The sequence below is a fragment of the Natronorubrum bangense genome (assembly GCF_004799645.1).
Classification (GTDB): Archaea; Halobacteriota; Halobacteria; order Halobacteriales; family Natrialbaceae; genus Natronorubrum; species Natronorubrum bangense.
In genome coordinates this window covers 1,522,886-1,540,507 of sequence record NZ_CP031305.1, presented here as the reverse complement: position 1 = coordinate 1,540,507, position 17,622 = coordinate 1,522,886, and the positions used below count along the sequence as shown (strand labels likewise).

At 62.0% G+C, this 17,622-nt stretch carries 16 protein-coding genes; 11 read left to right on the top strand and 5 right to left on the bottom strand.

Translation table 11 applies throughout. The annotated features are described in order from the left end of the window. Positions 1-3: 3 nt before the first annotated feature. Positions 4-2,175: an ATP-dependent DNA helicase gene (locus DV706_RS07610; protein ID WP_006065212.1), complete on the bottom strand. Its 2,172-nt coding sequence runs from the start codon at positions 2,173-2,175 to the stop codon at positions 4-6. Between the two features lie 129 nt (positions 2,176-2,304). Here DV706_RS07610 and DV706_RS07605 point away from each other — a divergent pair, with 129 nt between their 5' ends. Both DV706_RS07605 and DV706_RS22285 read left to right on the top strand, forming a co-directional pair. Then, the gene (locus tag DV706_RS07605) at positions 2,305-2,862 is read left to right on the top strand and encodes a metallophosphoesterase (RefSeq protein WP_006065213.1); all 558 of its coding nucleotides are present in this window, start codon (positions 2,305-2,307) and stop codon (positions 2,860-2,862) included. 239 nt (positions 2,863-3,101) lie between these two features. Beyond that, the gene (locus DV706_RS22285) at positions 3,102-3,227 is read left to right on the top strand and encodes a DUF7859 family protein (RefSeq protein WP_006065214.1); all 126 of its coding nucleotides are present in this window, start codon (positions 3,102-3,104) and stop codon (positions 3,225-3,227) included. Between the two features lie 6 nt (positions 3,228-3,233). Here the strand turns inward: DV706_RS22285 and DV706_RS07600 are convergent, their stop codons facing one another. Continuing rightward, positions 3,234-4,256 (bottom strand): threonine aldolase family protein, encoded by a 1,023-nt coding sequence (locus DV706_RS07600; RefSeq protein WP_006065215.1) that lies wholly within the window; start codon positions 4,254-4,256, stop codon positions 3,234-3,236. A 108-nt stretch (positions 4,257-4,364) separates the two neighbouring features. Here DV706_RS07600 and DV706_RS07595 point away from each other — a divergent pair, with 108 nt between their 5' ends. Then, the gene (locus DV706_RS07595; RefSeq protein WP_049889690.1) at positions 4,365-4,595 is read left to right on the top strand and encodes a hypothetical protein; all 231 of its coding nucleotides are present in this window, start codon (positions 4,365-4,367) and stop codon (positions 4,593-4,595) included. 45 nt (positions 4,596-4,640) lie between these two features. Here the strand turns inward: DV706_RS07595 and DV706_RS07590 are convergent, their stop codons facing one another. Further along, the gene (locus DV706_RS07590) at positions 4,641-4,952 is read right to left on the bottom strand and encodes an ASCH domain-containing protein (protein WP_006065217.1); all 312 of its coding nucleotides are present in this window, start codon (positions 4,950-4,952) and stop codon (positions 4,641-4,643) included. Between the two features lie 22 nt (positions 4,953-4,974). Between DV706_RS07590 and DV706_RS22390 the strand changes: the two genes are divergently transcribed. After that, entirely contained in the window at positions 4,975-5,244 is a 270-nt protein-coding gene (locus DV706_RS22390; RefSeq protein ID WP_338043264.1) for a DUF1059 domain-containing protein, read from the top strand. A gap of 159 nt (positions 5,245-5,403) precedes the next feature. On the opposite strand, the gene DV706_RS21420 is transcribed toward DV706_RS22390, so the two are convergent. Next, complete coding sequence (locus tag DV706_RS21420) at positions 5,404-5,562, bottom strand: hypothetical protein (protein ID WP_161569792.1); 159 nt, start codon at positions 5,560-5,562, stop codon at positions 5,404-5,406. 37 nt (positions 5,563-5,599) lie between these two features. On the opposite strand from DV706_RS21420, the gene DV706_RS07580 reads away from it, so the two are divergent. Further along, a complete protein-coding gene (locus DV706_RS07580) occupies positions 5,600-6,730 on the top strand; it encodes an ORC1-type DNA replication protein (RefSeq protein WP_006065218.1) in 1,131 nt (376 codons plus the stop codon). Between the two features lie 21 nt (positions 6,731-6,751). On the opposite strand, the gene DV706_RS07575 is transcribed toward DV706_RS07580, so the two are convergent. After that, on the bottom strand, positions 6,752-7,018 hold the full coding sequence (locus DV706_RS07575; RefSeq protein ID WP_006065219.1) for a DUF7553 family protein: 267 nt from the start codon (positions 7,016-7,018) through the stop codon (positions 6,752-6,754). Between the two features lie 329 nt (positions 7,019-7,347). Between DV706_RS07575 and DV706_RS07570 the strand changes: the two genes are divergently transcribed. The 6 genes from DV706_RS07570 (at position 7,348) to DV706_RS22025 (ending at position 17,616) form a co-directional block, all read left to right on the top strand. Beyond that, entirely contained in the window at positions 7,348-8,073 is a 726-nt protein-coding gene (locus tag DV706_RS07570) for a DUF4397 domain-containing protein (protein ID WP_006065220.1), read from the top strand. Between the two features lie 105 nt (positions 8,074-8,178). Next, a complete protein-coding gene (gene uvrB / locus DV706_RS07565; protein WP_006065221.1) occupies positions 8,179-10,233 on the top strand; it encodes an excinuclease ABC subunit UvrB in 2,055 nt (684 codons plus the stop codon). Positions 10,234-10,507: 274 nt separating this feature from the next. Continuing rightward, the gene (locus DV706_RS07560) at positions 10,508-11,482 is read left to right on the top strand and encodes a hypothetical protein (RefSeq protein WP_049889683.1); all 975 of its coding nucleotides are present in this window, start codon (positions 10,508-10,510) and stop codon (positions 11,480-11,482) included. Further along, positions 11,479-14,838 (top strand): vWA domain-containing protein, encoded by a 3,360-nt coding sequence (locus tag DV706_RS07555; protein WP_049889684.1) that lies wholly within the window; start codon positions 11,479-11,481, stop codon positions 14,836-14,838. The genes DV706_RS07560 and DV706_RS07555 overlap by 4 nt, the downstream gene beginning before the upstream one ends. 33 nt (positions 14,839-14,871) lie before the next feature. Beyond that, positions 14,872-16,071, top strand: a complete 1,200-nt coding sequence (locus tag DV706_RS07550; RefSeq protein WP_006065222.1) for a HEAT repeat domain-containing protein — start codon at positions 14,872-14,874, stop codon at positions 16,069-16,071. A gap of 141 nt (positions 16,072-16,212) precedes the next feature. Next, positions 16,213-17,616: a hypothetical protein gene (locus DV706_RS22025; RefSeq protein WP_006065223.1), complete on the top strand. Its 1,404-nt coding sequence runs from the start codon at positions 16,213-16,215 to the stop codon at positions 17,614-17,616. Positions 17,617-17,622 lie beyond the last annotated feature (6 nt).

Here is a 17,622-nt window from a genome sequence, read left to right as displayed (position 1 = left end):
CTGTTAGGGCCGCGGCGACTCGCCGTTGTAGGCATCGTGGTCACCGTAGAAATTGAGCATCGCGAACTTCAGTTTCTCGGGGTTGATATCGATCAGCTCCTCGCGTTCCTCGTGTGGGAACGTGCTGTTGACACTGTATCTGCCGAGGTCGGATTTGGCCGTCCGCGAGTAGCGCCGGTCGAGCAGCGCGCGGACGCCGACGTCCTCCGGTGAGCGAATCACTCGGCCGAGCGCCTGTCTCGTTTTGCGAATCGTCGGAATCTCGACGGCGTAGCGCCAGCCCGTCTCAGTTCCCTCGAAGGCCGCGTCATAGGCCTCCTGCACGGCCTCGGCTCGGTCGTCGAGATGCGGGTACGGCACGCCGACAACCAGCACCGTGGTCGCGTCGTCGCCGTCGAAACTCACCCCTTCTGCGAGGGTTCCCCACAGCGAGGTACACAACACCGCCCCGTCGTCTGCGACGAACCGCTGGCGCAACCGCTCGACTGACTCACCCGGTTCGTCCAGGTACACCGTCTTCTCCGAGCGGCGCTCGAGGCGGTCGGCATACCGGCCCGCTTCGCCGTAGTTGGGGAAAAACGCGAGCGTGTTTCCGGGAGTCATCCGCACGGCGTCGTGGATCGTCTCCGTTACGGTCTCTTGCACGTCGGGATCGTCCCGATCCGAGGCGAACAGCGGCGGCGTCTCGACGGCATACGTTCGCCGCCTGTCCGCGGGAAACTGCAACCCGTAGGCCATCGTGACCGGCTCCTCGAGGCCCAACACGCTCTCGGTGACGTCGAACGGCTGAAGGGTCGCACTCATCAGGACGGTGCTCGAGACCTCCTCGAACAGTCGCCCCGTCACCTGCCGCGGCAGACAGGAGTACAGCTCCGCGCGGCCGTAGACTTCGTCGGTGCCGGCATCGCGGGTGACGGCGACGACCGGGTACAGCCCCTCGGCCGTCCCCTCGTCGAGCCACGCGCTAACGAACGCCGCGGCCTGGAGCGTTTGACACTCCGTTCGCGTTGCCGTTTCGCCCTCACGGTAGGCCTCTTCGTACTGCTCGTCGAGTTCCTGGCCGAGTTCCATCGCGGCCTCGAGGTCGTCGTCGATTCCCCGGCCGGAGTAACGCTGGAGGAACTCGAGTGTCAGGTCATCGCGTCGGTCATCGTTGGCGATCGAGATATCAGTCCAGTTCTCGCCGATTGCTTCACGATCGCCAAAGCCAAACGATGCTTCGTAGGTCTCGACCAGCGCGCGGTGAAACGCCGAGAGGACGTTGCCGGCGTTCTCGGCTCGCGAGTCGTCGGCCTCCGCGAGTTCGTCCAGCGCCGAGTCGAACGTGCGCTCGGAGCAGGTCCGGGTGGCGTGTTCACGAGCAGCGTCTTCGACGTTGTGGGCCTCGTCGAAGACGACGATGACGTCCTCGGGGTCGCGACCCAGCCAGCGGAAAAACTGCTGTCGAATGGTCGAATCGAGTAGGTGATGGTAGTTACAGACGACGAGATCGACGCCCTCGAGGCCCTCTTTTAAGAGTTCATAGCCACACAGCTGCTGGCTGTCGGCGTACTCGTAGATCTCATCCGGCGTGCGGACGTCTTCGAACAGCCAACCGAAGAAGTCGTCCGTGTCTTCGGTCAGGTTGTTCCGGTAGTGCTCACAGACGTTCTGCTCTTCGAGATCATCGAGTCGCTCCTCGAGTGACTCGAGTTCGTCCATGACGGCGCTGCGGGCGTCGGCTGCACCGCCGTCGCCGTCCTGGCTCTCGGCGAGCAGTTCGCGCTGGCGGCGTTCGAGCTGTCGTTTGTCGCGTTCGGTGTCGACGACCGCGCGGGTGTTATCCCGCAGGGCCTGACACTCCTCATAGCCGACATCGATATGACACATCGACGATTTGCCCTTGAAAACGACCGCTCGAATCCGTTCTTCGCGGGTGATCGCGCGGGCCTCGGCGACGAACTGGCGCATCTGCTGGTGGACGTTAGTCGTAATGACGACCGTCTTGTCCTGCTCGCGGGCGACCTCCAGCGCTGGAACCAGCGACGAGAGCGTCTTTCCGGTTCCACAGGCTCCTTCGAAGAGGACGTTCTGCCCACGGGTCAACGCGTTATGGATGCGATCCATCGCCTCGCGCTGATTCTCGTACGGCTGGTCGTACGGGAAAAAGCGCATGTACCCGGCAGTCTCGGACACGGTACGTGATTGGCCCTTCATTCGATAAAAGAGTTCGTCTCAGCCGATCCCCAGACGGTCCCGCCGCCCACGGGGACGGTGTGACGCGATGGCGAAAGGATCGTCATCCCCCGACCTGTAGCAGGTCGTATGATTGCAATCTTCTCCGATACGCATCGCAGCCGTGGACACGGTCTCGAGGGCGAGGCGCTGACTGCGGCCCGCGAAGCCGATGTCGTGATTCACGCGGGTGACTTTACGAGTGCGACCGCACTCGAGGCGTTTCAAGACGAGTGTGAGGTGCTCTATGCCGTCCACGGGAACGCCGACAGCGCGGCCGTTCGGGACCGACTCCCGACGGCTCGCGTCGTCGAGGCTGGCGGCGTCCGATTCGCCGTCACCCACCGCCGAGACGGCGGCGAGATGGGACGTGTCATGTTCGGCCGCTCACGGGACGCCGACGTCGTCGTCTCGGGGCATAGCCACCGACCGACGGTCGTCGAGACCGAGGACTGCCTCCTCGTAAACCCCGGCAGCCACGCCGATCCGCGCGGGAACCGGCCAGGGTTTGCCGTCCTCGAGGAGGCGGTGGACGGCGAACACACGACGGGTGAGACACGACTCGCAGGCGAGCTCCGCCAGCCGGATGGGACGCTCGTCGAGTCGTTCGAGGTGACGGGAACGGCGACAGCCGATCAGACGGAGTAACCCAGGAGGAGCGGCGTCAGCGGGTGTCGAAGTGGGTGATCCCGTCTCGACCACGACGGGCGACGAACCGTGCTCGAGACGTATGTGCTCCGTTGTTAGCCAGATGAATAGACACAGCGGAAGGTGAAACAGCCGTTTTACCGTTCGTCTCGCTGCCTGCTCGCGTCGGGATCTCTCAGCAGTGTATCAGATGAGCGAGGTCGAAACGGTTTTGCGCGCCGGCACAGTACGGGTCTTGTATGCTCGGTTTCCTCCCCGACGATCCCGTCATCATCGCGGTCGTGGTGATCCTCCTGTCGCTGGTCTTTTTCTCGTATCTGCTGATCCGGCGCACGATTCTCGAGTTCCGAGATGGGATGCGCTGACGGCCGTCAAACCGTGTCGAACGCTGTGCAGACAGCGTCAACTGCGTTCTCGAGATCCGCTCGTGAGATGTCTCGATGGGTACAGAACCGAATCGTCGTCGCATCGAGCGCGGATGCGGCCACGCCTCGCTCGTGAAGCCGCTCGAGAACCGCTTCAGACTCGAGTTCCGCTCCGGCGACATCGACGAGGACGATGTTCGTCTCCGGAGCCTGAATGTCGACCCCCTCGACGTCGGCTAGTCCGTCCGCGAGCAGACGCGCGTGTTCGTGATCAGTTTCGAGTTCCGAGACGTTCTCGAGGGCACACAATCCGGGTGCCGCGATGAGTCCAGCCTGTCGCATCCCGCCACCGAACAGCTTTCGCGTCCGCCGAGCACGTTCGACGAACGCCTCACTGCCGGCGAGTATCGATCCGACCGGCGCGCCGAGCCCCTTCGACAGACAGAACATGACCGAGTCGACGGGCTCGGTGAGGTCGGTCGCAGAGACGTCGAGCGCCGTTGCCGCGTTGAACAGCCTCGCCCCGTCGACGTGAACCGGCACACCGCGCTCGTGAGCCGCGTCGGCTGCGCCGGCGATCCGATCGGGGGCAATTGCAAGCCCGCCGCGGGCGTTGTGCGTGTTCTCGAGCCAGAGTAGTCCGGTTTCGGGTCGGTGCAGGTCCGCCGCGACGTACTCGTCGTCGACCTGTGCCGGCGACGGGACGCCACGCGCCGTCTCGAACGTCCGAAGCTGGAGGCCGGCGTGCTGGGCGAGGCCACCGAGTTCGTATTTGACGACGTGGCTTTTGCGATCCGCGAGCAGTTCTTGGCCCCGTTCGGTGTGGACGCGCGCCGCGATCTGGTTCCCCATCGTTCCCGATGGAACGTACAGGGCGGCGTCCATCCCCACCGCCGCTGCGGCCCGTTCCTCGAGGTCGTTCACTGTTGGATCCTCGCCGTAGACGTCGTCGCCCACGTCAGCCGTGCGAGCAGCCTCGCGCATCCTTTCGTCGGGTGTCGTGACCGTATCGGAGCGGAGATCAATCATATGCTGACCAACAGCCGACGACAGGGAACCATTTACGGTCGTGCTGTTCGACGACGACTGCATGGACGACACCACCCGACAACTGAACCGGAGCCGTTCGAAACGACGATGAGCCAAGACGAGTCGACCGGCTCGAGTGGGCACACGCAAGGAAGGCGTCTCGTCTCGGTACTCCGTCTCGCGGCCGTCGCGTTGCTCGTCGTCGGCTTCAGCGGCTGGCTGCTCGACGACGGTGGGGAGGTCACACTCGAGTCCCCGTTTACGATCGCGTTCGGACTCGGTGTCGGCTGTGCGGTTGCTTCGATCTATCTCGGGATTTTTCTGGCGAATCGGGACTAACCGTCGACCGAAAAGTCAGCCACAGATGTGTTCAGCTGTCGAACGCTACGAACGCGGCTCGAAGCGGTGCAACACGGCCGTTTTGTCGTCATCCCATTCGGTGTCGTGGGTCCGTTCGATCCGGCGCTTGTACGACTCGAGATCAGGCGATCCCTCGGCGCGGGCGTCCTCGTCGGTGAGTTCACCGAGGCGCTCTTCAGTGACTTCGACAACCTCGAACGTGGTGTCGTCGATCTCGAAGGTATCACCCTCCGAGGCGTGTTTGTCACCACGGTGGAGCTGTGTGACGTCGCCCTCGAGTGCAGCCGTTCGGAGCCGTGGTGCCGGTAACAGATCGCTCGCGTCGATTGTGCCCATACCGAGCCGGTTTCGCTACAGGATGATAATCCTATCGGCAGCGTTAACAACGGCTGTGGAGGGCGAAAGGGGGTGTCAGTGTGCAAGTACAACAGCTATCTCCATCCCACATTTATGGTGTGGTATGCCCTACCAATTTTCGTGTTCGGGTGGGAACTGTCAGTTCATGATTCGCTCGAGTAGTTCCGACGAAGTGAAACGATTAGTTCGGGCACACGTGCGGATGACTCACGGCGGTCGGATCGATCAATCAGACCTCGAACGTGACATGGAACGGATCGAGCTGGCCTGATCGCGTTCGGATCGTTGTCGACGGACAGTGCAGACTGTGCTCGTGACCTCACATCACTACAGTCCCGTGTGCAATCGATTGCCGTGAGTGGCACTGCCAGATGAACGTCAGTAACCGCCCAAGCGCGTCTCACGGCTCGTCGCCTCCGTCGACGACCGTTCACGTGCGATCAGTGCGTAAATAGTATTGTCCGGCAGTGTGGGTCGACGTCTCGTTCTCGAGGAACGTCGCAAGCGAGTCGACGTCGCCGGCGACCGCTCGCTGGACTGTTCGAGCGGGAAGTCGGAGGTCGAATGTGGAGAGTTCGGGGTTGGCCACCGAACCGTTAAGACGCTGCGGAAGCAGGGTGAAAGTGATGGTGGACGACCCCGAGGAGGGGATGTTGTCGTGGGACGAATCCGTGTTCAAAAACGAGCACGTCTTCGAGATCGACTACGTTCCCGAGACGTTCAAGCACCGCGAAGGCCAGACCCAGAGCCTGACGTACGCGCTTCGGCCAGCAGTCCGTGGATCGCGGCCGCTCAACGTCGTGGTCCGTGGCCCGCCCGGAACCGGCAAGACGACAGCCATCCAGAAGCTGTTCGACGAGGTCGGTGCCCAGACCAGCGAGGTACGGACTATCCGGGTCAACTGTCAGGTCAACGCCACCCGTTACTCGGTGTTCTCGCGCCTGTTCGAGGGCACGTTCGATTACGAGCCGCCGTCGTCGGGAATCTCCTTCAAGAAGCTGTTCGGTCAGATCGCCGAAAAACTCGTCGAGGAAGACCGCGTGCTCGTCGTTGCACTCGACGACGTCAACTACCTCTTCTACGAGAACGAGGCCAGCGATACCCTCTACTCGCTGTTGCGCGCCCACGAGGAGTATCCGGGTGCCAAAATCGGCGTCGTCGTCGTCTCTTCGGATCCGGCACTGGACGTCATCGACGAACTCGACTCTCGGGTCCAGAGCGTCTTCCGGCCCGAAGACGTCTACTTTCCGATCTACGACCAGCCCGAAATCGTCGACATCCTCACCGAGCGGGTCACGCGCGGGTTCCACGACGGTGTCATCTCTCGAGACGTGCTCGAGTACGTCGCCGAGCTCACTGCCGAGAGCGGTGATCTCCGGGTCGGGATCGACCTGCTGCGTCGAGCCGGCCTCAACGCCGAGATGCGAGCCAGCCGTACCGTCGAGCTACAAGACGTCGAAGACGCCTACGAGACATCGAAGTACATCAACCTCACACACAGCCTCTCGGGACTGACCGACACCGAAGAGGCGCTGCTCGAGGTGATCGCCAACCACGACGGCGAGCAGGCCGGCGACGTCTACGAGGCGTTTCACGACCGGACGGATCTGGGCTACACCCGCTACTCCGAAATCGTCAACAAACTCGACCAGCTGGGACTGATCGACGCCGACTACACCGAGGTCGACGGCCGCGGTCGCTCGCGGTCGCTGTCGCTCTCCTACGAGAAAGATGCGGTGTTAGATCGGCTCGAGTGAGCCGGTCATCTGCGGAGACGGTTACGCCTGCTCGAGATCCGTTCGATACGACTCGGCCGTCTCGAGTGCGTTCTCGAGGCGGGCTTTGGTGTCGCCACTGGCTCGTTCACGGGCCTGGCGGAGCGTGTTGAGGTGGGCGTCGAGAACCGCGTGGTCGGGGTTTTGCTCGCTGGTAACGTACTCGTCGAACGCGTCGGCCGTCTCGCGAATCTCGTCGCGAATACCGTCGTCGGCCGTCTTCGTTGCTTGCTCGAGGTCGTTACGGGCCTGCTCGAGTTGATCCGTCATAGCCAGAGCCACACCGACCGGGTCCATAACAGTTGGGCGGGCAGGAGCCACCTGACGACGTGGGCAACGAGGACGGAGGGCGAACGGCTGACTAGGGCGGGCCTACACGATCGCAGCCGAGTATGGCGACGAAACCGCCGTTGCTGGACGCTCGAGCGACGAGAGTCGTCGGTGTAGCGCCGTCCTTCAGTATGCACAGACAGCCTACACGAACGGGGGTCGCGGGAAACGACACGACAACCATCGATACTAACTACCCCGTTTTTGCTGGTTGCGTCCTCCGTCTTGGCTGCACTATGCCAGTATCACGACGCACAGCCCTGAAATCGATGGGCGCTGCCGGTGGGCTCGCTGCCGCAAGCGGAACCGTCTTTGCTGCCGGAGAGTACGAAGACGACAAGCGACCGACAAAGAAAGACGAAAAAGAGTACCCTGCCGACGAACCGACCGTGCCGAACGCGGCGGTTCGCGTCGCGCACTTCTCGCCAGATGCACCGAACGTAGACGTCTTCGTCGACGGAGCGCAGGTGCTTTCGGACGTTGCGTACGGTGACGTCTCGCCGTATCTCGAGATCGAGCCGGGAACGTACACCGTCACGATCACGGCGGCTGGCGACCCCGGAACCGTCGCGTTCGAGGGAGACGTCGAGTTCGGCTCGGCGTTCTACACCGTCGCGGCGATCGGTGAACTCGGAGCCGGCACGTTCCGACCCGAAGTACTCGTCGACGCCGGCTCGGCGCTCGTTCGGCTGTTCCACGCGTCACCGGACGCCCCAGCCGTCGACGTCTACGCCGACGACGCCCCGCTGTTCGAGAACGTCGAATTCGGCGAGTCGACCGACTACGTCGCCGTTCCGGCCGGCAGCTACACCCTGTCTGTTCGGCCGGCGGGCGATCCGGAGACGACCGTCGCCGCATTCGATGTCGACCTCGAGTTGGACACGGCCTACACCGCAAACGCCATCGGCTACCTCGAGCCGCCGGCGGAGACGGAGGGCCGTGAGTTCACCGTCGAGATTACGGTCGACGGCGTGCTCGGCGACGACGAAGAATAACCGACGCCCGACAATCCAGTCGGCAGTCTACCGCGTGCGCTCGCTGTGACTGTCTCGCGTGCCGCATGCGAGCGGGTGAAGTGGCTCGACCACCTGAACCCGATAATGAGCGACACGCGAGGCCCCCTCCAGCCGGACCGTCCCGACGTCGATCGCCCCTTCGAGGTCGATGCGCCGTTCGATCCCGCCGGTGACCAGCCCGAGGCGATCGAGCAACTCGCCGACGGCTTCCGGTCAGGCATGGACAAACAGACCCTGCTCGGCGTGACCGGCTCGGGGAAGACCAACACCGTCTCGTGGACGATCGAGGAGATCCAGAAGCCGACGCTCGTCATCGCCCACAACAAGACGCTTGCAGCCCAGCTGTACGAGGAGTTTCGGAATCTCTTCCCGGAGAACGCCGTCGAGTACTTCGTCTCCTACTACGACTACTACCAGCCCGAGGCCTACGTCGAGCAGACCGACACCTACATCGACAAGGACGCCTCGATCAACGACGAAATCGACCGGCTGCGCCACTCTGCAACCCGATCACTGCTGACTCGCGAGGACGTCATCGTCGTTGCCTCCGTCTCGGCGATCTACGGCCTCGGTGACCCGCGCAACTACATCGACATGTCGTTGCGACTCGAGGTCGGCGAGGAGGTCGGCCGCGACGGCCTCCTTGCCCAACTGGTCGATTTGAACTACGAGCGCAACGACGTCGACTTCACGCAGGGGACGTTCCGCGTGCGTGGCGACACCATCGAAATCTATCCGATGTACGGCCGGTATGCCATCCGCGTCGAACTCTGGGGTGACGAGATCGATCGGATGGTGAAAGTCGATCCGCTCGAGGGCAAAACCCAGGGCGAGCAACAGGCCGTGCTGGTCCACCCCGCAGAGCACTACTCGATTCCCGAAGCGAAACTCGAGCGCGCGATGGACGAGATTCGAGACGACCTCGACTCTCGAATTTCGTACTTCGAACGGCAGGGCGACATGATCGCTGCCCAGCGCATCGACGAGCGCACCACGTTCGACCTCGAGATGATGGCCGAGACGGGCTACTGTTCGGGCATCGAAAACTACTCGCTGTATCTCTCGGATCGGGAGTCGGGCGAGGCTCCCTACACGCTGCTGGATTACTTCCCGGACGATTACCTCACCGTCGTCGACGAATCCCACGTGACCCTGCCCCAGATTCGGGGCCAGTACGCCGGCGACAAGTCCCGCAAAGATTCGCTGGTCGAGAACGGCTTTCGACTCCCCACCGCCTACGATAATCGCCCGCTCACGTTCGAGGAGTTCGAGGAGAAGACCGACCAGACGCTGTACGTCAGTGCGACCCCCAGCGACTACGAGCAGGAGGAGTCGGGACAGATCGTCGAACAGATCGTTCGTCCGACCCACCTTGTCGACCCCCAGATCGAGGTCGCAGATGCCACCGGACAGGTCGACGACCTCATGGATCGCATCGACAAGCGCATCGACCGCGACGAACGGACGCTCGTGACGACGCTGACCAAGCGGATGGCTGAGGATCTGACCGAGTATCTCGAGGAAGCCGGCGTCGACGTCGCGTACATGCACGACGAGACGGACACCTTAGAGCGCCACGAGATCATCCGCTCGCTCCGACTGGGCGAGATCGACGTCCTCGTCGGCATCAACCTGCTGCGGGAGGGGCTGGACATTCCCGAAGTCTCGCTCGTGGCGATCCTCGACGCCGACCAGGAGGGGTTCCTGCGTTCGGAGACCACGCTCGTCCAGACGATGGGCCGGGCGGCCCGAAACGTCAACGGCGAGGTCGTGCTCTACGCCGACGAGCCCTCGAACGCGATGGAGTCGGCGATCGAAGAAACCCAGCGACGTCGCGAGATTCAACAGGCGTACAACGAGGACCACGGCCTCGAGCCGACGACGATCGAGAAAGCGGTGGGCGAAACCAACCTCCCAGGGAGCAAGACCGACACCTCGAGCGTCTCCGGGAAGGACATCGCGGACGACGACGAGGCTGCCCGCTACATCGCCGACCTCGAGACACAGATGCAGGAGGCAGCGAGCAACCTCGAGTTCGAGTTGGCGGCGGACATCCGGGATCGCATCCGGGAAGTACGCGAGGAGTTCGACCTCGAGGGCGACGACGAGGGGATCGCGCCGCCGGCCGAGGAGTTCTAGACCCGATATTCTCTTCGCCTCACGTTCGTTCGCTGCAGTCTACTATCGGCGTATTTTGGCGATTTCGTGGCCAGATGCCCGCTTCGTGTGGGACGAACCTGCGCTGACAATAAGCAGCCATGAGGTCGCGAATCCGACTCCGAACGAGGTCGTATTCATTTCCGCATGTATTGCTATTCTACATTTATATCAAAACAATTAAAAATACTATTTCAGCTTATGTGATATAGATGACAGCAGGAGAACGTTTGTTGCAATATTCTTCGCCGTGCTCATGGCGACCTCGATGATCGCCATGCCCGCACTCGCAGCCGGGCCGAGTGCTGGCACGGTGAACGAGCGATCGACCGGCGTCACGATCCAGGGAGATGGACCACCTGGCCACGGCGACGGCCCACCAGGACAGAACGGCGGCGGACCGCCCGGCCACGACCGCGGCGACGCGAACGTAACCGTCCCGGAACTCGAGGCGAACACGTCGATCGAGACGGCGGTGAACGCGACCGAACGACTCGGAGAGCTCGATCTCGAGCCCGGCGAGAACGAAACCAACGAAGCTGACGAATCCGCGATGACGGCCGCGGACGAAACCGTCGCGGCAGTCAACGCCTCGCTGCAGGCGTATCGACACCTCGAATACGCTGATTCTCGCGAGGCCTTCGAGCGGTACGCCGACGCGCAGCGAGCGCTCGCGGAACTGGCCGAAGCCGTCGACGAAGACGACGAAGCGATCGTCGACGAGATCGGTCGCGACCTGTACGCGGCGAGCGATCGGAGCGCGCGACTCACCGTCGTCGACGCCAAGTCCGTTGTCGCCGCGAACGACGAGGAGTTACGGAATCCTGGCCAGCGACAGGCGGCCGAGAGCGCGCTCGGCAACTCGATCGACGCGCTCGAGCGAGCCGACGACACCGTCGGAACGGACGCCGGGCCGGCGGATCGCGCGAACGCGGCAACGCACCTCGAGAACGCGTGGAAACACGGCGAGCGAGCGCTCGACAAAGTCGAGAAGAACACCGAGCCAGCGCTGTCGCTCTCGCAGAACCGAGCCTTCGAGCGAAACGATTCGGTCGTCGTCCCGGTTCAGGCGATCCTCGACGACGTCCGCCCGTATGCCTACAACGAGGCCGACGTAACGGTCGACGGGAACGGCACCGCCGACGATATCTCGCTGATCGCCGGCGAGTCGGGACCGCGACCGCGAGCGGAACCACGTTCGTCGACCTCGGACCCGAACCCGAGAACGTGACCGTCACGGTGACGGCGACGGCTGAACACGACGACGAGCGGACGGCCGAGGCGACCCAGGAACTTCGCGTCGACCTCGACGACGTCATTCTGGATCGGCCGAATCCCGACGAGTATCAGGAGGTCGCAGTCTCGAACGACTCGTCGGGCGTTGCCGTCGATGTCGGCGGCGACGGACTCCACGAGAGCGATATTTCGGTTCGCGACGAGACGCCCGCGGCGGACGATCCCTATCGTGCAGGTCCGATGGTCCGCATCGAGAGCCAGCAGGAGTTCGACGAAGCGACCGTCGCAATCCCGCTCGAGGAGGACGCCCTCGAGCGCGAGGGCAACCTCTCGGTGGTGACGTGGGATCCCCAGAGCGACGAGCCGTGGACCCCGGTCGAGACCGAAATCGACGTCGACGAGGGCGTCGCGACCGCCGACGTCGATGGTTTCTCGTTCTTCTCGGTGTTCTGGATCGACGACTGGGAGGACGAGACGAGCGATACGATCACGCTCGACGGAAACGAAACCGATGGTGACGTCGGCGACGGTGGCTCGCTCGAGAAGGCGGACTTCACGTTCGTCGTCGACGTCAGCGGCTCGATGAGCGGCTCGCCGATCAGCTATGCGCGCGACGCGGCGACGCGCTTCGTGGGCGCGCTCGCCGACGACGAGCAAGCCGGGCTCGTCAGCTTCGAGAGCAGTGCGAGCCGCGAACATCCGCTCACACGAGACCACGACGCGCTCAACAGCAGCATCGAATCGCTGAGCGCCGGCGGCGGCACGCACACCGAAGCCGGCATCAGGGAGGGCCTCGAGGAACTCGAGGCCAACGGCTGGGAGAACCGCTCGTCGGTGATGATCCTGCTGGCGGACGGGAAGTCGAGCAGTTACTCCGACGCCGAATCGGCGGCCGAAGACGCCGCCGACGCCGGTGTCGAGATCAGTACGGTCGGACTCGGAAACAGTATCGACGAGAACGAACTCCGCGAGATCGCTGCCATCACCGGCGGCGACTTCCACCACGTCCAGCACTCCGAGGATCTCCCTGATACCTTCGAGCGTGTCGCGGAGAATCAGACTGGCGTCGACCTGGAAGATACTAACGGCGACGGCATTCCGGATCTCGTCGCCGAGATGGATCTCCGAATGCCGACCGGTCCGGGTGACGTTCAGGGCGAACCATTGGATCTCGATCCGGTCGCGCTAGACACCAGCGGCGACGGCATTCAGGACAACGAAACGGTCGACATCAACTATCGCGTCCACGAGGAGGACAACGAGACGAAACTCACCGCACAGGTCACCCACGCCGCACACCATCCCGCGATGGTGGATACGACCGGTGACGGACTGACCGACGCCGAGCAACTCGAGGGCTGGGAGATCGAGGTCGTCGACGATCCAGACGCGGCCCAGAATCTCGAGGACCTGGTCACGGATCCGGACGTCGACGGCGATCCCATGTCGTACTTCTCGTCGCGCAACGTGACGGCGAGCCCACTGGTTGTGGACACGGACGGGGACGGCCTGACGGATATCGAGGAGCGGGAGCTGGGAACCGACCCTGAACGACTGGACACGACGGGTGATGGAATTTCGGACGACGACGCGTTCGACGACCCCGAGGAGGATCCCACGGTGTTCTCGACGTCGCCGCCGGAGGCGACGCTGCTTGAGTACGACCAGTGGTCGGAGATGGGTAGCGCCGATGTCGAGTTCAGCTGGTCGCCGGTCGAGATCGAAACGCCCTCGTGGAACTTCCGGTACCAATTCAGACTCGAAGATCCCGCAGGAATCGACGCCTACGAACTCGAACGGGGCGGCAGAACGGTCGGTGCCGACGACGACGTCGGTGGATACACGTCGATCACACGGACCGAGACGCTCGACTCGTTGACCGAGGGGTCGTTCAGCGCCCTGCGCGGTTCGGAAACGACAATCGAAGCGACCGACGTCTACGGCAACGCCGGCGGTGAACGCATTCACGGCCAGTCGTCCTTTTACGGTGATGTCATCGGGACGAACGTCGATCCGTACTCCGGTGGCCTCCTCTCGGGATTCACCCACAGCGCCGCCGAGTTACCGGAACTGATCGACACGATCGGCAGGGCCCTTTGGGATGATCCGACCGGCGCCGGTGAGAACTTTGTCGGTCTCCTCGGCGAAATCGACCAGGAAGCGCTCGAACAGGCGCTCCCGATGATGATTGAGGCGACACGGGAAGAGCAACAGTTCGACAATCCACATCCGGAGGGTACTGACGATTACGAAGCGTACGCCCAGGGCTGGTACGAGGGATACACGTTGCACTTTCTGGCGTCGATGGCCTACGGCGGCACCATCACAAAAGGGGCCACCGAGGGTGCGAACGTCGGACAACGAGTGAATCGAGTCGCCGACGACATTCCTGCATCACCGGCGTTGCGCACCGACGGCGGTGGACTTCGCTCTGCGCTGATCTCCCATCGACTCGCCGAAGGAATCGATGATATTGGTGCGCAGTTCCGGACTGCCGGGAAGAACGCACAGTCGGCACGGATCAACTCCGTTAACAGCCGGACTCTGGACTCGCTCAGTTCGTCCCAGAAAGAGCAGCTTTCGCGGTATCTGGCCGAAGGGGGCGAAGATGCAGTTACAACCGTTAACCGGCTCGAAGACGGTGATTTGCAGAAGCTATTAGGTATAACGCAGCGCGAAAATATCCCCGCTCGAGAGGTCGGCGATTTCCTCGGCGAGCCGCGCAATCAGCGGCTTGTCTCCGATCTCAACGGGGAATTAGCGCACGTTATCCAACTTCCGCGGGCAGAGCAACGAGCGTTACGCACCATCGCTTACGAAGGTGATCGTCTCCGGCACGTCGATGACCTGTCCGCAAGGGAAGTCGCGCGGCTCTCCGAAAATGGAGCAACGCTCCGTGAGACTCAAGTAATTGCCAAGAGTCCCGCGCAAGGTGATGCTATCCGTTGGATGGAGCAGACTGATATACAGCACGCCTTTGACCGACACATGCGCGGCAACAGAATAACACACAGGGACGAAACGAGCCTCTTCCCCGCAGGGCAGACCGTAGATTCGCCCGCGGGAGCTGCGACGATGCCACCGCGAATGACTGGAGACAGTGCTGCTCTACGATCAGAGATAGAAGAGGTTGCGTACAGGGCGGTAAAACACAGCGACGTCGATAATGGCCAGACGATCGTGTCGAACCAAATCTCACGACACGGAATCGAAAGCGTCAGGATCAACGTCAAAAGTGGACAGATTGAGAGCGTTTACCCGCGCACGGGGGAAGCCGTCCGAAAGTTCGAAGACGGTCAGTGGTGGCGCTGGGATCCGGAAGTCGATGATTTCGTGAGTTGGGAACCCTAAGACTCACGTATCTACCAAATAATTTCACACTAAATGGCCGAATTGAACCGTACATGGGAAACGAACCCGTCGATCTCCTTCGACGATCTAGCTACGAAGAAGGCCGCCGATGCGCGGGAGATCTGGCCGGTGTTCGCACTTTCGCTGTCCGATCAGGAGGGGGACCGGGAACTCGAACTCTGCTTCGACGTCCCCGTCGGCAAACTCCTCGAGTTCACGGCGGGAGCAATCCTCGACGCGACGGACGGTGCCCGCTCTTGGGCAGTACCGGTAACGTGGTCCTATCATCACGAGGGTGAACGACTCGAGCGCGAGGAAAGTTCGCTGATTTACCGTCCAATGGATGGAGACGCAGAGACGATCGGAATCGACCTCGTTCAGGTCACTAGTGAAGCCGCACCCCCGGGTGGAAACGGACGCTTTGACGAATCAGTCGAACTCGAATCCGACTTACCGCTCGGTCCGATCCCGGTTTCGGTCGAAAAACAGCTTTCGGCACTGGCCGCGGTCGGTCGAGAGACGGTCGCGTTCTATCGGGAGCACGGGACTGATCCGTCGGCAGCGAGCCACGAATTACCGATGGTGGTCGACGAAGTGGAGACGGTACTGAACGCCGTGCAGGAGGGGAAGATGCCCGCATTTGACACCTCCCTCGAGCGGTTCGAGGAGCTGGTCCATCCGACCGATGGCAAAGAGATCGGACCGATCGAGACTGACTGGCTGCGAGCGCATGCGCTCGAAGCGGGCGTAATCGAGGATCTGATCCGTGAACGAGTTTCGGATCATCCACCCGAGCGGGCAGGCGACCTGTATTACGGCCTGATAACACGCGGAGACGATGCGTACGCGGAACGAGCACTGTCGGTGCTGGCGCGGCATCCCGACGAGAAGGCGCTACACGCACTCCTCATGTGTCTCTGGTACGACGATCCGGACCTCACACCGCAGGCGATGGCGGTTCTCGGATTACTCCTCGAGACGAAAACAACGTTTACCGAGAACGATCAGGGGTTCGACCAGGGAAAGGTCATCCGCGAAATACGAACTTGCATCGAATCGTCCGACCATCCGGAGGTCAAAGTTGCTGCGATCGAGACCCTATCGGGGCTCGAACCGGCCAATCCGACACTTATCGATCGCGACCAACTCGTCGAGACGCTCGAGGGGGCGCTTACGGATTCCGACGAGGACGTCCGGTACGCTGCCGAGGATGCGCTGAGCGCGCTGGAGTGACGCTAGTACCGAGTTTTTAAGGTGGAGTTTCTCGTGATTCGATTCCGTTCATAACTGCAATCCGTTGACCAGCGTCGATATCCACGTATCTAACGTCTGGCGCGTCCTCGAGCGCTGACGATCCTCTTCGAGGGGACTTCGGTGACCGTTCAGGTCGACGACCGCCACGAGATCATCGAGGAGGTCGGAACGACCGAAGCGGAAGCGATCGAGGTCGGCGGAATCTTCCATCAGGTATCCCAGGAGTTACGCGCCGCCGGATACACCGCCGCGGAAGTCGAGGCCGGACTGGGCGTACTCGAGGGGATGACGACCGGTGCGGGTGAGACACTCGGTGGAATTCTGGCGATCTACGACGACCCGCACGTAATCGTGGAGGCGGCGAAGGCGATTCCCGAGGCCGTCGAGAACTTCGACGAGATTATCGAAGCGCTGCCCGCGGCAATCGAAGACCAACAGCAGTTCAACAACCCTCACGATCCCGGTGATCAGTACTACGACGACTTCCGGTACGGCTGGTACCAGGGCTATTTCTTCTGGTTTGTCGTCGAGATGGCGGTTCCGGCCGGCGAGGCTGGGAAGGCGCTCAAGAGTACCGAGACGGTGCAGTCGACGGTCGACCGGATCAGTACACCGCAGGTTCAGCGGGCCGCCCAGATAGCGAAGCAGGGTGGTCAAACCGCGACAGCGCCGGTCCGGTACAGTCGTCAGCAACTGTCGAATGGACTCGCGGCTAGTATCGGCATCACACAAGATGCTGGGCAGCAGGTCCTCAGTCGGATTCAGACGACGGGCGGGCAGTATCAAGCCGCGAAGCTACTCAATCGATACGATATCGACGGAAATGAAATTGATTCCCGCTCTGCTAATGAACGCCGTCAAACTGGCGAATTCACCTCGAGACACGGTGAAGACGGAGTCAGAGTTGCTGCTGACGGTGGGGAAGAGTTCAGAGATATTGTTACTACAGGCCGACTCGGTTCAGCGACAACTGATCGATTGATTCGGGCGTACGATCGAGGGTCGATCGACGACGCTGATCTCCAGCGAATTTCCCGAGGCCTAAACGACGATAGCATCGATCAGGTAGCCGTCGAGACGGCACTCACTCGAATCAATCATCTCGAACGAGATGGTCACTCAATTGATCGCGTTCGAACGGCCGATGACGTGAACACAGAACTCCGTCAAGAGCGTGGTCCAGACTATCAAGCCCCATATGAACAAAATACATTAACAGTTGAATTCACTACGGCAACCGATGATCAGTTTGTCCGAGTGCACGGTTCGGGCAATCAGGTCGGTGAGTGGATGATGAGGGCCAATGATATTGATGAACTCTCACCGAGTGAAATCCAGCGGAAGTACTCTCTCCCGGACGAACCTACGCATGTCTCTGACGTCACTGTCCCCTCCGATACCCCAATCAGAACCGGTTCCGTCGAAGAGAACTTTGGTGGGGCGAGTGGCGCTACACAGTACCAGCTCGCTGAGCATATTCCATCCGATAACTTCCATAACTCGCGCCCCTTAGAGGACAATTAAGAACAG

Bases quoted from the DNA above. Each gene is read 5' to 3' on its own strand.
- DV706_RS07590 (WP_006065217.1), bottom strand. From the start codon at position 4,952: ATGGGCACAATCGACGCGAGCGATCTGTTACCGGCACCACGGCTCCGA.
- DV706_RS07575 (WP_006065219.1), bottom strand. From the start codon at position 7,018: ATGACGGATCAACTCGAGCAGGCCCGTAACGACCTCGAGCAAGCAACG.
- DV706_RS22285 (WP_006065214.1), top strand. From the start codon at position 3,102: ATGCTCGGTTTCCTCCCCGACGATCCCGTCATCATCGCGGTCGTGGTG.
- DV706_RS07600 (WP_006065215.1), bottom strand. From the start codon at position 4,256: ATGATTGATCTCCGCTCCGATACGGTCACGACACCCGACGAAAGGATG.
- uvrB (WP_006065221.1), top strand. From the start codon at position 8,179: ATGAGCGACACGCGAGGCCCCCTCCAGCCGGACCGTCCCGACGTCGAT.
- DV706_RS07605 (WP_006065213.1), top strand. From the start codon at position 2,305: ATGATTGCAATCTTCTCCGATACGCATCGCAGCCGTGGACACGGTCTC.
- DV706_RS07550 (WP_006065222.1), top strand. From the start codon at position 14,872: ATGGCCGAATTGAACCGTACATGGGAAACGAACCCGTCGATCTCCTTC.
- DV706_RS07580 (WP_006065218.1), top strand. From the start codon at position 5,600: ATGGTGGACGACCCCGAGGAGGGGATGTTGTCGTGGGACGAATCCGTG.
- DV706_RS07595 (WP_049889690.1), top strand. From the start codon at position 4,365: ATGAGCCAAGACGAGTCGACCGGCTCGAGTGGGCACACGCAAGGAAGG.
- DV706_RS22390 (WP_338043264.1), top strand. From the start codon at position 4,975: ATGATAATCCTATCGGCAGCGTTAACAACGGCTGTGGAGGGCGAAAGG.
- DV706_RS07570 (WP_006065220.1), top strand. From the start codon at position 7,348: ATGGGCGCTGCCGGTGGGCTCGCTGCCGCAAGCGGAACCGTCTTTGCT.
- DV706_RS07560 (WP_049889683.1), top strand. From the start codon at position 10,508: ATGGCGACCTCGATGATCGCCATGCCCGCACTCGCAGCCGGGCCGAGT.